The organism is Oligosphaera ethanolica (assembly GCF_030814695.1).
In the GTDB taxonomy this organism is placed as follows: domain Bacteria; phylum Verrucomicrobiota; class Lentisphaeria; order Oligosphaerales; family Oligosphaeraceae; genus Oligosphaera; species Oligosphaera ethanolica.
Map to the genome: position 1 here is coordinate 3,129,262 of NZ_JAUSVL010000001.1, position 14,252 is coordinate 3,143,513.

Consider the following 14,252-nt stretch of genomic DNA (forward strand, 5'->3'; position numbering starts at 1 on the left):
GCCTGATGTCAAGAATAATTCTCATATTGGGCTGGATAAGTATATGGGTGGGGATGCGGATAGAGGTCCTTTTGCATCATGGCATGAGGAGGTAATCGGCGACAGCGCGGTAGAAGGTAGTGACGGCGAGGATGGCGCAGTGTCGTCCTGCGGCGGGGTCGCATTCGCCGCTGCGGATGATATCGCCGGCGCTGATGGCGAGAGCGTCGGTGATGGCTAGGCCCTTGGCTCGGCGGGCGACGGCTTGGGCGCTGGCGCGGGTATTGTCGCAGCCCTCGGTGTAGTAGCGGATATCGACGATGCGGTCGTTCTGGATGTAGAGATAGAATTCCATTTCATCGCCGCAGCCGCCCTTGATGACAGCGGCGGCAGTGGGGTCATTCATGCGGCCGAAAAGGGGGTCGTCTTCGGGTGGGCGTGGACTGTTTTCGGAGGGTGTGTTGTTGGTCATGGTGTGCTCCTGAGAGTCAGAAGACTGGTGTAAAAGGGCCGGGCTGTTCCTTGTGGTGTTTTACTGACCGCTGATGGTCGGGTGGATGGTGACGGCTGTTTGCTCGCTGTTGCCGTCATTGAGGTAGATGAAGACCGTGCCGTTGCCGAGTTCATTCTGGCAGACGAGGCGATTGAGGCCATCGCGGGGCGTGATGGCGACGATGCCGTGCTTGTCTTTGATCAAGGCCTGGCCATTGAGGAAGAGCTCCTTTGCGTTAGAGCGCAGACGGATGGGCCCGGCGGCTTTCGGCGTAAATTCGACGATGGCGGCGAAAGGCTTTTTGAGCTCGCGGAGTTTGCGGTCTTTGACGGCGGTGTTGATGAGGCCCGGCGTGGCTTCATTGGCTGGGTGGGTCGGCAAGACGTCGGCGCCGGCGATGACGGGCGCGTTGCCGGGGGTGGAGAGCGCGGCCAGATCGCAGTCGTCGGGGACAGGGAAGAGCACGCGGGCGCAGTCGGCGACGCGCGCCGGGGCGTCTGCGGGAGGCGGGGTGAAGAGATCGGCGTAGAGGCGGCCGCGGCGGCCGTTGGCGCTGAAGTCGATTCTGGCGGCGTAGTAGGCCCGGTCGAATTGGAAACGGAGCGCGCGGTTGGGTTCGGCCTGTTCGGCGGTGAAGACGGCTGATTCGCCGGGGGCGAGGGACGCTTTGTCGCTGCGGATGGTCAGTTTTGGCCATTGCGGTGGGAAGATGAAGGTCGCCTGGAGGTCCTGGAGGGTTTCGGTGCCGGTGTTGGTGACGGTGAAGGACCACTGTTGCGGTGCGGGCTGGGTGAGGGTGGCGCTGAGGAAGGGGAATTTGGCGGAGCGGCCGTCGGCGTTGACGGCGTCGTAGAGATCGGGCAGGCCCACGCTGGCAGCGTGGGGCAGCTCAATGAGGTCGTCATGGAGAGCGGCTTGGTCAACGGCGCTGGGCTTGGCACCGGTGACTTCCAGCCACAGTGGGACATTGGCGCCGAGTTCTTCCGGCCGGAAGCGGGTGATGGTGAAGACTGCGCGATTGCCATCGACGCGTTTGCTGATGCGGGCGTTGAGGGCTTCGTAGCGGTAGGCGCCGTAGTCGTTGTGGTTGGCGTACCACCAATCAGGATTGTGGGCGTTGTCGCGGTAGAGGGTTTCGAGGTCTTTGATGCCCTGCGCGGTATGCCAGGAGTGGATGCCGACGGCGACTGACGGGTGTGCCAACATCGCGTCGCGGTTCTGGAGGACCTTCGCGAAGGACTTGTTGAAGTTGTCGAAGTTGATCTCGCGATCGCCGGGTCGCAGGGGGTAGGATTCGGCTAAGGCCTTTGCCGGATATGCGAGGTTTCGTCCGAAGTGGGGGTAGAAGACTTCGGGGGTGCCGATGACGCCGACGGCCTGGAGGATGCGGCCAATGTCGTGCTGGGTGTAGGATTCAGGGGAGGTATAGACGCAGAAGGGCAGTGCCTGAGTGACGACCGAGGCGTTGACGCGGCTTTCCAGGACGATGCGGTTGCGCATGAATTCGTAGAATTGCCGGTTGGGGCTGAGGGTGCTCAGGTTGGGGTGGTTGACGGTGTGGAGGCCGATGGCCGAGCCGGCGGCGAGGATGTCCTGGGCGAGCTTCACGTGGTCGTCATTGGCGGCGTTGTAGAAGAAGGTGCCTTTGATGCCGTGCCGTGCCTGGACGGCGTTGGTGCGGGCGTGGCCGGGTGTCGAGTCGTCCCAGCGCGCCGAGAAATGCAGGGTGTAGCGGCGCGGCAGCGGCCGTGGCTGCAACTGCGCGGCGGCGGCGGCGGCCGCGTCGGGGAAGGTGACCACGATCTGCTGCGCGTATTCGCGGAAGCCCAGGGGGTTGGCAAACACGACGCTTGCGCCCATAAGGGCGCCAATGAACAGCGGGCGGAAACGGGACGATGACGGCATGGCGCGGACTCCTGCGTGGTTATTTTTGTCGCGGACGCATCGGACGAATTGTGGTTGGTGAATGTGGCGCCCTCCGGGCGCTTTTCTATGTTGTTGTCTTACCCCGGGTTGCGGCGCCCTTCGGGCGCCTCACCCGGGGTTATGCATGGTGCGGCCCTTCGGGCCGAATTTGGGCTGGGGAATCGGTCTGATCGGTCTGATCGGTCTGATCGGTCTGATCGGTCTGATCGGTCTGATCGGTCTGATCGAAAGCAGAATTGTTATTCGCAGATGATTTCGTAGATCATTTGGGCGCCGTCGGGGCTCTTGATAGCCAGTGGCATATTCAGGCCGTCCGGGGAGATGGTGAGTGTTACTTCGGCGAGGCGTTTGCCGCCGAGGTCGAGACGGTAGGCGCGGGCTTTGGCGGGATTGTCGAGTTTGATGGTTAGATAAGCGCGGCCATTGCGGACCAAGTGAGGCGTGCTGCCCCACTTAAGCACGGTTTGGCGGGCGCGTTCATTGAAGACCATGTCGGTGTTTTGCAGATCGGTGAGGTGGGTGACCAGCAGGCGTTTGCTGTTGCTGATGGGGTCGTTGGTCAGACTGGACACCCACACCGTGGCGTCGGTGTCCTGGATGTCGATGATGGCGGCATCGGTGACGATGCGTTGGCCGGCTGGGGCGAAACCGCCGGCGGTGCGTGGCGTATTGAGGACCATCATGTCTCTGGTGGCGTCGACGACGAACTGGTTGTTGGTGGACTGGAAGGTCTTGGTGCTGACGTCGGTGATATTGTCCTTGGGCAGCCAGCCTTTTTGTTTGAAGAGCGCGTTGAGTTTTTCGCCGGCGTCATTGGCGTATGGCTCATCGCTGATGTGGTTGGCGGCGCGTGGGGAGGTCTCGGAGAAGCCGAAGCTGACATCGGCGGGCACGGGCTGGTCTTTGCCGCCGAGGTGGGTACCGACTTTGGCGATGATGTTGTAGCCGCTCCACGGCGGCACCAACTGGCCGGTGTGGGCGTCGTCTTCGTAGATGTAGTTGGTGTCCATGCTGAGGGCGACGGTGCGCGGCGCTTCGCTCATGTCGCCGCGCAGGAAGAGACAGATGATGGCGCGTTCGGCGGCGAGGTTGAGGGGATCGGCGACGATATCAAAGTAGCCGGACGGGCGGTTTGGCTCGAACATATTCGGGCTGTGGCTGTAGGCGAAGCGCCAGAGCCCGGCCCAGTTCTGCAGGGACGCCAGGCAGCCCGTGAGGATGCCGCCCACGCCGCGGTAGCGGCCCGGTCCGGAGTAGTTCCACTCCGTGATGGTCATGGGCTTGTCCAGCAGGCGAGCGAAGGACGAGTGGGAGCCGCCGAGGCGACCTTCGACGATGACGCTGGTGTTCGAGCAGGTCGATGGCAGGCGCCATGGCGTGATCAGGAAGCGCGGGTGGTCCACGTAGAAATGGTCGTCGACATAGTCGAAGTTGGCGCGTGCGCGTTCAGACCAAGCATTTTTGCCGGAGTGGTTCATGTCGGTGAAGAGCGCCTTCGCCCCGAGTTCATCGCGGAGGAAGGTGGTCATGCGCATGTACATGCGCTCATGGAGTTCGTAGATGAACTGGTTGTAAACGACCTTGAGCTTGCCGCTGGCGCGATGTGGCAGGGTGGTCATGGGTTCGGGCACGTCGATGTCGAGTGCGGCTTTGCGGTCAGCCGCGCTGGGGTATTTGCGGAAGAGCCATTCATTCCAGGCGTCGAGGTACTGCTGGACCAGCCGGTCTTGGAAGGTGCCGCTGAGGCCGCCGTCGATATTGCCTTCGTTGACCATGGCGAGCAGGGGCATGGCTGGGTCGTCGATGTAGCGCAGGCCGGTGTGGGGATTGACGTGACCGAGGAAATTCCGCGCGAACTTCTTCCAGCTGGTGAAAGCGTTATCATTGACGGCGAGGAGGCGTTTGAACTCGTTCATTTCAATGAGGCCATCTTCGCCGGGGTAGATTTCGGCGGCGCGGACATTGCGGGAGACATAGACATCGGTGGTAGCGTAGATGCCGCGTTTCTTGAGGGCGGCGAAGAGGACGTCGAAGGCGGCGAGGCGTTCCTGGTCCAGGACAGTGGAGTCTGTGGGGTTGCCTTTGCCGATGAGGGGATTTTCGTGATGGTGGTAGCGGACGGTGTTGAAGCCGATGCGGGCCAGGCGGTCGGCGACGATGTCGCACTGTTCCGGCGTGAGAATGTGGGCCATCATGCAGAAATTGACGCCGTAGAAGCGCTGGGGGACGCCGGGGCGGTTTGCGAATTCGAAGTTTTGGCCGACGGCTTTGAGCCAGCCGTGTTTGCCGGCGGGCGCGTCGAGATTGACGACGTTGGAGAAATCGAGTGCGGAGTCTTTTTCGATATCGAGGATGGTGTTAAGTTCGATCCAGTCGTCATTGGCGGCCATGGTGACGGGGAAGTCGCGATTGAGGGTGTAGGGCTCTGGGAGGGTGATTTTGAACTTGAGGGTGTAGTTCTGGCCGCCTTTCCAGGTGTAGGTATCTTCACCGGAGATCTGTCCTTCGGCGGGGTTGACGGCGCAGCGCACCTCAATGTGGTTGTGGTTCCAGCGGCGGTTGTCCTGTATGAGAAGGGTCCGTTGCGGGTCGAGGCTGACCTTGATCGGGCCGACCGTCGTGTCGATGACCAGATCGCCGGCGAGGGCGCGGGCGACGTGGACGGAATCGCCGAAGATTTCTGGAATGACGCCCTGTAGGTCGCCGAGCTGGTATGGTCTGCCGGCGACAAAGGGCACGTTGATGTCGAAGGCGCTGTGGATGGCGTTGGCCTGCATGTCCTGGCGGGGCGTGAAGACGTAGTGCAGTTCCAGGCTGCGTGCATCGGGTTGCGAGTAGGTCATAGCCAGGTCGATGACCGGCTCGTCTTTAGCGCCGGAGAAGGCTTTGATGGTGCTGGCGCTCAGGTCGGGGTTGGGGTCGAATTCGGTGGCGAAGGACCGGTGTGCCCAGCTAGGCGTGAAATGACCGGCAGCGATTTTGCCGACGTCCCGGCCGTCGGCCTGTATCAGGCAGTTGCCACTAGGGTCGATAAGGACCGTCCATTCCGCGCTGGAGACGGCCATGGCGGCGCAACAGGCAAGGGCGACGAGTAGTTTCATGAGGTTCCTCGGGGGGGAGACAGTGAGTATAAGAATTTGGACATAAATACACTGAAAACAAGATAAGTACTGATAAAGTAGAAGAAACGCAAGGCCGGCCGTGCTTATTTGGCCTAGCGGGGTAATCGGCCAGCCATTGATAACCAAAACTGTGGTGCCTCTACGAGGCACTGTCTGTTGGCAGGCTGCGTCCCCAGGCTAAAGCCTGGGGTTAAGCATGGTTAAGCGCCTACGGCGCAAAAACATGGAAAATGAATGATGGTGGTTTTCGGCCCGAACCGGACAAAGCATGTCGCCAGAATGGAAATTGAATGATGGTGGTTTTCGGCCCGAACCGGACAAAGCATGTCGCCAGAATGGAAATTGAATGATGGTGGTTTTCGGCCCGAACCTGACAAAGCATGTCGCCAGATCGGCCAAGTTCGGCCCGGAGGGCCGAACCATGCATAGCCCCGGGTGAGGTGCCCGGAGGGCGCCGCAACCCGGGGTATGATAGCACGTTAGAATTGCGCCCGGAGGGCGCCACATTGGCGAGGCACGCCGCGTCCCACGCGCCAACGAGAGGCATGCCGCCGACCTCAACCCCAGATAAGCTAGTGAGTTCCATTGCCTCTTTGGCCCCAGTCAGCTTCGCCGACTGGGGCCAAAGAGGCCGAGGAACACGAGCAAAAATGGCGCTGTACCCAGGGCGGCGCTCCGCCTTTGGCGTCGCTTGCCCTGGGCTGGTATGTTTTGCGCTTTCAGCGCTTCTGCCGCTTCGCGGCTAGGGATGCCGGGCGCGCGAGTGGACGCTTGCTGGCCTCTGGCGACGGCGCGGGCTGAAAGCCCGCACCACGGCTGGGAGAGGGACTGGTTACGGTCGGCGGGGATGACCGGTACGGGTAAATAAACCGTCTCGCCGGCGCGGGCGAGACGCCCGCACCACGGCTGGGAGGTGGGCGCGCCTAGGGCCGTCTGTTGCTCTACCGCTCAATTGTCAATGGGTGACCGATTACGCTTGCCAAGCGCCTAGAGTTCGGCAAGTCTCGACATTGCGCTGTGGCGCAATAAGGTACGACGGCAATCGACGGCAAGCAGTCCCCACGGTCCCCAGCGTCGCCTGGGACCGGCTGTTATCATTGGCTGTCGATTACGCCGCTGTTGCGAATCAACGGCTGGCGTTCTTGGCAGTGTCCATTGTGGTATATACTATTGGCCGGAGTCTTGCCGGGAGTGCGCCGTAGCGAGAACTGGCAGGATGCCTTGCGCGAGGCCCTGGATGGCTACAAGAAGGACGTGTTCTGAAGGTTAGAACGGCGCCGGCAGGGGCGTCGCGGCGATCAGATGCAAATTGTACATAAGGAGCAAGCAGATGTTGTATCAACGTGAGATACCGGAGATGGCTGGTTATGACGTGGTGGTGGTTGGCGCAGGGCCGGCGGGGATTGGCGCGGCGGTCAGCGCGGCGCGGCTGGGCCGGAAGACGCTGCTGGTCGAAAAGTATGGCTATCCCGGCGGCGTGGGCACCTGGGCCTGCTGCACGCTTTTCTTTCTCTTCGGCGCAGAGGGCCGGCAGCTCGTCGGCGGTCTTGCGGAAGAAGTGATACGGCGCATGGATGCGCGCGGCGCGGCGTCATTTATGATCAACGACGGCTGCCAGATGCCGGAATATCGGCCGATTGGCGACCGGCCACTGCTGGGAAAGGTCACCACCAAGACCGAGGACCTGCGGGTGACGTATCACGACATCATCAGCGAGAGCGGGGTGGAAAAGTTGTTCTACAGCCATTTCCACGGTGTGGTTCGTGATGGCCGGCGCCTCACAGGCGTGGTGCTGGACTGCCTGGAAGGGCCGGTGATGATACCGGCCAAGGTGGTGATCGACGCGACGGGCGACGCCCACGTGGTGCATCGCGCCGGCGGCCACACCGAGCAGGCGCCGGTGGACCAGACCATGCACAAGTCGATTTTCTTCATTGCCGGCGGCGTCGCGGCGCATGACCCGGCCGTGAACTGCCGGCGTTACGAGGCGCTGTTTGCGGCGAACAAGACGCCCGATATGGTCTGGCAGCACTTGGGCTTCTCGTACCAGCTTGATCCGGGCTTGGTCCAACTGTGCTTTGGCTACGCCAATGGCGATGGCTGCAATTCCGCCGATATGACCCGCATGGACCACGAGCTGCGCAAGCGCAATTTCGAGATCATCGATTTCATGCGCCGGGAAATGTCCGGCTACCAGAACAGCTTCATTTCCCAGGCGGCGCAGCAGGTCAGCGTGCGCTCCGGCCGGCATATCCGCGGCGTGGCCAAAATTACCGTGGAGCAGCTGCGGGATGGCGGCATGCCCGAGCAGCCGCTGATTTACATCACGCGGCGCTTCGGCAGCCACAGCGGTGAACAGAAAAAGGGATTTGCGCCCGAACAGCGCGGGGCCTGGGCGGGTTTCAGCGCCATTCCCTACGGCGCGCTGGTACCCGACGAATTCGACAATGTCCTCGCCTGCGGACGCTGCATCAGCGTGGACGATGCCGCCATGGACACGATACGCATGATGACGACGTGCATGGCCATGGGACAGGCCGCCGGCACCGCCGCGAGCATCGCCGTGGACGACCGGTTGCCCGTCATGACCAAGGTTCCCTTCGCGAAACTCCGCCAGAGCCTCGTCGCCCAAAGCTGCATCTGCTGCGAGGAGTAGACGGTATCGGGCTGATCAGCTGTCTTTTTTGCTGATGCGGTAGCAGGCGAGGAAGATCGCCCAGAGAACGAGTGGCAGGAGCACGGCGATGAGGAAGCTGCTTGCTGGCGCTTCGCGGCCGTGCGATGCTCCCCACCACGCGTAGAGTGCACTGACAGGCACAGTGCCGGCCAGGAGCGCGGCGAGGAAATGGCCGAAGCGCATGCGGGCGAGGCCCGCGAGGACGGCCATGACTTCCGGCAGGATTGGCAGCGCGCGGCTGCCGATAACGGCCAGGGCGCCCCAGCGTTCAAAGAGTGCGCGGAAGGCCTGGAGTTCGGCGGGTTTGGCTAGGCGTTGGGCCAATGCGTCGCCGCCGCTGCGCACCAGCGCGTAGCCGACGATGCCGGCGAGGGCGCTGCCAGTGGCGGCGAAGAGCCATCCTAGCCAGAAGCCATAGACCATGCCCAGGGCGGTCATGATGCCCGTGGCCGGGATGGGCAGGAGCAGGTCAACAAGCAGTAGCGCCATGCCCAGCAGCCAGCCGTATGAGCGTGCGGCGCCGAGGCGCTCGCCAAAGGCGTCGGCGCTGAAGAGCTCTGCGAGCGTAGCGCCACAGAGTTCAAATGCGGCCAGCGATAACAGCGCCAAGGCCAGCGCGACCAGAAAAATCTTTTTGGGCAGGGCGTTGGCGCGGCGTGAGGCATCGGGTTGTGGTGACATGGCCGGCCGTCAGCAGAGCTGTGCGGCGCCGGAGAAAGCGCTGGTGACTTTCAAGGCGACGGCGGCATTGCCGGGGTGTTTCTTGGGGTTCCATGACTTCATGAAGTCGTAAACTGGGCCTTCGCGGTGGTATTCGAGGGTGCCCTTGATCTGGTAGGTCTTGCCGCCTTTGGCGGTGAAGAGAATGCAGCCCTGGTGGTTGGCGCCGAGGATGTTCTCGCGAGTCTTGTTGAAATAGTTGTCGGCGACGACGAGCGTGCTGTCGTCGTATTTACCGACGCAGGTGGCATAGATGGCGTTGGGTATGCCATCGGCGCTGACGGTGACGAAAACGACTGGGCCTTCGCGGTTTTCCCATGCTTGGCTGAGATCGGCGGACATGGCGCTCATGCTGTGTGCTCCCGGTTGATGGTGGTTAATAATGCCGTAGTGGCGTGATTAGAATTGGCCGGTGCGCAGCAGCACGAGTGTGCAGGCGCATAGTGTTTCGATGCCGTGTTTTTGCAGGGCGTCGGCCAGGGCGGAATTTTCGGCGCCGGGGTTGAAGATGACGCGGCGGGGCTTGGTCTTGACGATGTCGTCAAGCAGCCCGTCGCTGTGCTTGGCTGAGAGATAGACCGTGATAGTATCGACGGGATCGCCAATGGCCGTGAGGGTTGGTAGCACCTTGCAGCCGTGGATGGCGTCAATGGCAGCGGGATTGATGGGGAAGACGCAGTGGCCTTTTTCTTTGAGCAGGGCTACGGCCTGGTTGCTGTAGCGGTCTTCCTTCGGGCTGGCGCCGAGTACTGCGACATTCATGGGGGGGGACTCCTTCGGGGCGTGTTGATGATAACGGTTTTGGCGCTGAACGGTGTCATGCGAAAATAATGGCCATGGGGAAAAATGCCAGCGGGCGCGGCTGGCGGTTATTCGGCGTTTTGCCAGCGTTTGCGGAGGAGATCGCGGTTATCGAGGATCAGCCAGATCAGGTCGAGTTCCTGGCAGACGGTTGCGAGTGGTTCGTGGACGACCCATTCGCGGAGCCAGGCGAAGCGCAGGGTGGCGACGAATTCGGGCAGCATTTCCCAGCTTGCTGATGACCACACGCGGTGGCTGCAGAGGACGCCCAGCATGGTCATGACCAGCGGTCCGGTGAGATGCGCGGGATCGTCCATGCCCACGCAGCCAATCATGTTGGCTGCGTCGTAGCATTCGGCTTTGGTGCCCATGAATTCCCAGTCGATGACGCTGTTGATGGCGTTTTCGCCCCAGATGATGTTGAGGGGATGGTAGTCGCCGTGGCAGAAGGTCAGGGGTATTTTGTGGTAATCTTGCCAAAAACCTTCGAGTTCCTGGCAGATGGGGGCGAGGTCTTTGGCCAGTTCGGGGCGATTGCGCTGGTAGGACTTGACGAGATTTGCTGCGTAGCGTGGAAGGTCGAAGGGGGTTGTGAAGGGTAAGCTGGCTTCTTTATTTGCCTGGTGTAGCACTGCCAGGAACCCGCCGAGGCATTCGCCGCGCCAGGCGTCGCTAGCGTAGGCCGGGCGCGGGAGGGGAATGCCTTGAACGTAGTCGCGTAATTGCCAGGCCGCGCCATCTTGGCCGTAGGCGAAGCAGTCGTCACTGGTCGTGGATAGCCACGGGTGGACCGGCTGGTCGAGATCGTCCAGTTTTTGCAGAAGTTTTGCCTGTTCGCGGCGGGCGGCGAGCTTGGCGGGAAAAACCCGCTCGAGCAGGTAGAGGTCGCCGTCCGTGTCTTCGACGGCCAAGCGCGCCTGGGAGCGGTCGGGACTGCCGGCGAGGACAATGTCCGGCCGGGGGCGGGCGAGCTCCAGGTCCCATTGCCTAAGTAGCTGTGCGTATTCAATGTCGTTGCAGGCTGTTGCCGCGTGCGTGGTGCTCATGGGTCTTTCCGGTTCTGGGCAGCATTGAAAAAGACAGACTGGGCAGGGGATGGTGGATGCAACCTGCTGCCGCCGTTTATTTTGCCCATGGTTTGATGTCAAGATACATGGTGAATGCATCCAGCGCGGCTTCGCCTTGTTCCCATGCCTCGCGGCGGGCGTAGATGAACTCAATTTCGGACTGTCCCGGCGACTTGGCGGTGATGGTGATGGTGGCTTCGCCGGGCTTGTCGCTGCGGGTTTTTCCCCAGAAATTGCGCGCGGGCTTGTGGCTGATGACGACATCGCAGTAATGCGGGTCATAGCGGGCGGTCCAAGTATAGCCGGCAACGACGTCGGCGCTGAGCTCGAAGCTGTGTTCGTCGCCCAGTTCGAGCTGCAAGCTGGTTGCGTCAGAAGAAGTCGTTGTCGTCGTCGTTGTTTCCGTCGCATCGCTGCTGGCCACGACGGTCACGGTTTCTTGCTGATAGTAGTCGCTGCGCCACTGAGGCCAAAAGGGATCGTAGTAGCGGTAACTGTACGAGTACCAAAGGGGATAGCTGTAATACGGCCAGCCCCAGTAATACGCCGACCGCCAGTAGTATGGCGAGTCCCAATAATAGACGCTACTCCACGTGTACGGGAAGCGGCTTGGTCGGTGATAGACGTCGTGCCGGTCGTGGCGGTCGTGCCGGTCGTGGCGGTCGTCGCGCTTCGGCCGCCAATCGTGATTAGGCCGGTCATCGCGACCTGGACGGCCGTGATCCCAAGAATCACGTGAAACACCTGGGCGATAGGGCCCGGGACGATGATTGTCCCCGCCGGGGCGATCGGGGCGCCCGGCGTCGCCGGGGCGGTCGGGACGTGGTCGGTCGGCATCGCCGGGTCTGTCGGGGCGCGGTCGGCCGGCATCGCCGGGGCGCTCGGGGCGCGGTCGGTCGGGGCGGACTTGGTTTCCAGCATCACCTGGCCGATTGGGGCGAGGCCGGGTGGCATCGCCGGGTCTGTTGGGGCGTTGTGGTCGGCCGGCATCGCCGGGGCTGTCGGGGCGCGGTCGGTCGGGACGGACTTGGTTCCCAGCATCACCTGGCCGATTGGGGCGAGGCCGGGTGGCATCGCCAGGGCGTTCGGGGCGTTGTGGGCGTTCGACATCGCCAGGGCGCTCGGGGCGGACATGATTTCCGGCATCAGGAGGCGGTTGCGGGCGCGGTCGGCCTGAGCGTTCCGGCTGCCTGGTATTATCTGGTCGCTGTGGGGTTGGCTGGTCGGCGGTATTGGGTTGTTTTGGGCGTTGGCGTTCCCAGTCATTCCAGTGATCGGGGAAGACGTTTGGCTTTGGGCGTTCTGGGCGCGGGGTGATATCGGGCACAACCGTGTTGTCTGTGCGCGTAGGTTCCTGGCGCACGGGGGGAATGGGCTCTGGTGGGCGTGGGCGTTCGCGACGATTGGCTGAGGGTAGCTGGGTGGTACGCTCGGGAATTTGTGGCAGGGCCCTGTTGACGTCTCGTCTGTCATTGACTGGCGGGCGCTCTAGACGTGTCGGCAGGTCCGGTTGATTTTGCGTGCGCGCGGGCCACTCTCGGCGGCTGGGGGCGCTTTGTGGCGGGCGTGCGGGAAAGCGCTGAAGGTCAGTGCGATTGCGATCAATACGGCTGGGAGAAATGTCTCGGGAGCGTCTGGGTTCGGGGGCAGACGGCATGGCGGGAGACGCCGGCGGGGCGGTGGGGAGTGTTGGACGCTCTCGGCCCAGGTTGTCTCTGCGGTTGCCAAACGCTTCAATTCTACCTGTGGGTACTTCTGCGGCATCTTGGCGCAAGCTCCGCGACGATGATGAGCGCGAACCGCGCCGGCCGCGCTGCGCCCAGCTGGTGCTGCTTGCCAGAAGAGAGCACGTCAGAAGAATGAGCAATGTGGTGGTGGGTTTGTGCATGGGCGCGCGCTCCTAAATGGTTGTTCTGTACTATACCATGATCAGACCGGCGCTGCACGCTGAAGTTCGTTTGTGGACAGCGTGGACAGCGTGGACAGCGTGGACATGGACAGTGTGGACAGCGTGGACAGCGTGGACAGCGTGGACAGCGTGGACAGCGTGGACAGTGTGGACGGCGTGGACAGTGTGGACGGCGTGGACGGCGTGGACGGCGTGGACGGCGTGGACGGCGTGGACAGTGTGGACGGCGTGGACGGCGTGGACGGCGTGGACGGGGTTGAGCTCATTCTAGGCGGAGACGGGATTTGTGTTGGTGCAGACTTTGCATTGCTTTTTTGCGGGTATAGTTATTGGGCAGCTACGAAACAAGTGCTATGCGAACAGGAAAAGGTGGTGTGTTTATGCCGATCAAGAGCATTGAGCCGCAGGTGATTCAGGAAGGCTACGACCGTCGCAGTTGCTGGGTGCAGACGCGCGGGGCGGTGTTGCCTGGCGGGCGGGCGGTGATTATTACGCAACGCTTGTTGCTTAGCGGCTCGGATGTCTTTTTCGGCATTCATTCACTGCATAGCAGGGACGATGGTCGCAGTTGGACTGCGCCGCTGGAACATGCCGAGCTGGGACGGCGACCACTGGGCGATGGCGAGATTTGCCCCTGCGACGGCACGCCCCAGTGGCATGAGGCATCGGGACGCCTGTTGTTGACGGGGCACATCGCGGTCTATCGCGGTAACGCCTTGGCGCGGCCCTATCATCACCATACCTATTACAGCGTGGGCGATGTTGATAAGCGCACGTGGACTCCCTGGCAGACACTGGCTTTACCGGCGAACGCGCCGCTACGCAGTTGTGGCGCGGGCTGCACGCAGCGGGTCGATCTGCCCAATGGCGAGGTGCTGTTGCCGGTATATGGCAATGACCATCCGGAAAATGGCTGTTCGCAGGCCGTGGTCTTGCGTTGCGCTTTTGACGGTCGCAACTTGCGTTACCTCGCCAGTGGCACGCCACTGACTTTGCCGGTGCCACGGGGATTTGGCGAGCCGTCGCTGATTGAGTTCGGCGGGAGATTTTTTCTGACCTTGCGCAACGATGTCCGCGGCTATGTCACGGCTGGCGACGATGGAATGGCCTTTGCGCCGCCGAAGCCGTGGTGTTGGGACGACGGCGAGGAGATCGGCAACTACAACACTCAGCAACACTGGCTGAAGGGCGGCGGCAATTTGTACCTGGTCTACACCCGTCGTGGAGCGAATAACGACCACGTTTTTCGGCACCGCGCGCCGTTGTTCATTGCGCAGGTCGATACCGATCGGCTGTGCCTGCTTCGCGCCAGCGAACAGATAGTGGTGCCCGAGAAGGGCGCGCGACTGGGCAATTTCGGCGTGACGTATGTCAGTGACCGCGAGTCGTGGGTGGTGGTCTCGGAGTGGATGCAGACCAACCCGCCTAATCCCAGCGACTGCACGGTCTGCGAACGCTACGGCGCCAATAACCGCCTGTGGCTTAGCCGGGTCAAGTTCTGAACGCGGTGGTCATGGCACAGCGCCCTTCCTGCATGACGCCCGTCACCCTGGCGCCA

General features: G+C 62.2%; 11 protein-coding genes. 3 read left to right on the forward strand and 8 right to left on the reverse strand.

Annotated elements, in window-relative coordinates; translation table 11 throughout:
* Positions 1 to 76 precede the first annotated feature (76 nt).
* The 3 genes from J3R75_RS10785 to J3R75_RS10795 all read right to left on the reverse strand — a co-directional run bounded on the left by J3R75_RS10785 (position 77) and on the right by J3R75_RS10795 (position 5,499).
* A complete protein-coding gene (locus J3R75_RS10785; RefSeq protein ID WP_307261531.1) occupies positions 77 to 451 on the reverse strand; it encodes an iron-sulfur cluster assembly scaffold protein in 375 nt (124 codons plus the stop codon).
* A gap of 60 nt (positions 452 to 511) precedes the next feature.
* Positions 512 to 2,377, reverse strand: coding sequence for a polysaccharide deacetylase family protein (locus J3R75_RS10790; RefSeq protein ID WP_307261532.1), 1,866 nt, complete (start codon positions 2,375 to 2,377; stop codon positions 512 to 514).
* A gap of 260 nt (positions 2,378 to 2,637) precedes the next feature.
* The gene (locus tag J3R75_RS10795; protein ID WP_307261533.1) at positions 2,638 to 5,499 is read right to left on the reverse strand and encodes a hypothetical protein; all 2,862 of its coding nucleotides are present in this window, start codon (positions 5,497 to 5,499) and stop codon (positions 2,638 to 2,640) included.
* Between the two features lie 1,378 nt (positions 5,500 to 6,877).
* On the opposite strand from J3R75_RS10795, the gene J3R75_RS10800 reads away from it, so the two are divergent.
* The gene (locus tag J3R75_RS10800) at positions 6,878 to 8,176 is read left to right on the forward strand and encodes an FAD-dependent oxidoreductase (protein WP_307265526.1); all 1,299 of its coding nucleotides are present in this window, start codon (positions 6,878 to 6,880) and stop codon (positions 8,174 to 8,176) included.
* Between the two features lie 15 nt (positions 8,177 to 8,191).
* Here the strand turns inward: J3R75_RS10800 and J3R75_RS10805 are convergent, their stop codons facing one another.
* From J3R75_RS10805 to J3R75_RS10825, 5 genes are all read right to left on the reverse strand, one after another.
* Complete coding sequence (locus J3R75_RS10805) at positions 8,192 to 8,878, reverse strand: TVP38/TMEM64 family protein (protein ID WP_307261534.1); 687 nt, start codon at positions 8,876 to 8,878, stop codon at positions 8,192 to 8,194.
* Between the two features lie 9 nt (positions 8,879 to 8,887).
* Positions 8,888 to 9,268, reverse strand: a complete 381-nt coding sequence (locus tag J3R75_RS10810) for a pyridoxamine 5'-phosphate oxidase family protein (RefSeq protein ID WP_307261535.1) — start codon at positions 9,266 to 9,268, stop codon at positions 8,888 to 8,890.
* 48 nt (positions 9,269 to 9,316) lie between these two features.
* Entirely contained in the window at positions 9,317 to 9,679 is a 363-nt protein-coding gene (locus J3R75_RS10815; RefSeq protein WP_307261536.1) for a CoA-binding protein, read from the reverse strand.
* A gap of 107 nt (positions 9,680 to 9,786) precedes the next feature.
* Entirely contained in the window at positions 9,787 to 10,764 is a 978-nt protein-coding gene (locus tag J3R75_RS10820) for an aminoglycoside phosphotransferase family protein (RefSeq protein ID WP_307261537.1), read from the reverse strand.
* A gap of 76 nt (positions 10,765 to 10,840) precedes the next feature.
* Positions 10,841 to 12,112: a hypothetical protein gene (locus J3R75_RS10825; protein WP_307261538.1), complete on the reverse strand. Its 1,272-nt coding sequence runs from the start codon at positions 12,110 to 12,112 to the stop codon at positions 10,841 to 10,843.
* Between the two features lie 633 nt (positions 12,113 to 12,745).
* Between J3R75_RS10825 and J3R75_RS10830 the strand changes: the two genes are divergently transcribed.
* Both J3R75_RS10830 and J3R75_RS10835 read left to right on the forward strand, forming a co-directional pair.
* Entirely contained in the window at positions 12,746 to 13,105 is a 360-nt protein-coding gene (locus J3R75_RS10830; RefSeq protein ID WP_307261539.1) for a hypothetical protein, read from the forward strand.
* Positions 13,075 to 14,196, forward strand: a complete 1,122-nt coding sequence (locus J3R75_RS10835) for a sialidase family protein (RefSeq protein WP_307261540.1) — start codon at positions 13,075 to 13,077, stop codon at positions 14,194 to 14,196. Before J3R75_RS10830 ends, J3R75_RS10835 begins: the two co-directional genes overlap by 31 nt.
* Positions 14,197 to 14,252: the final 56 nt, after the last annotated feature.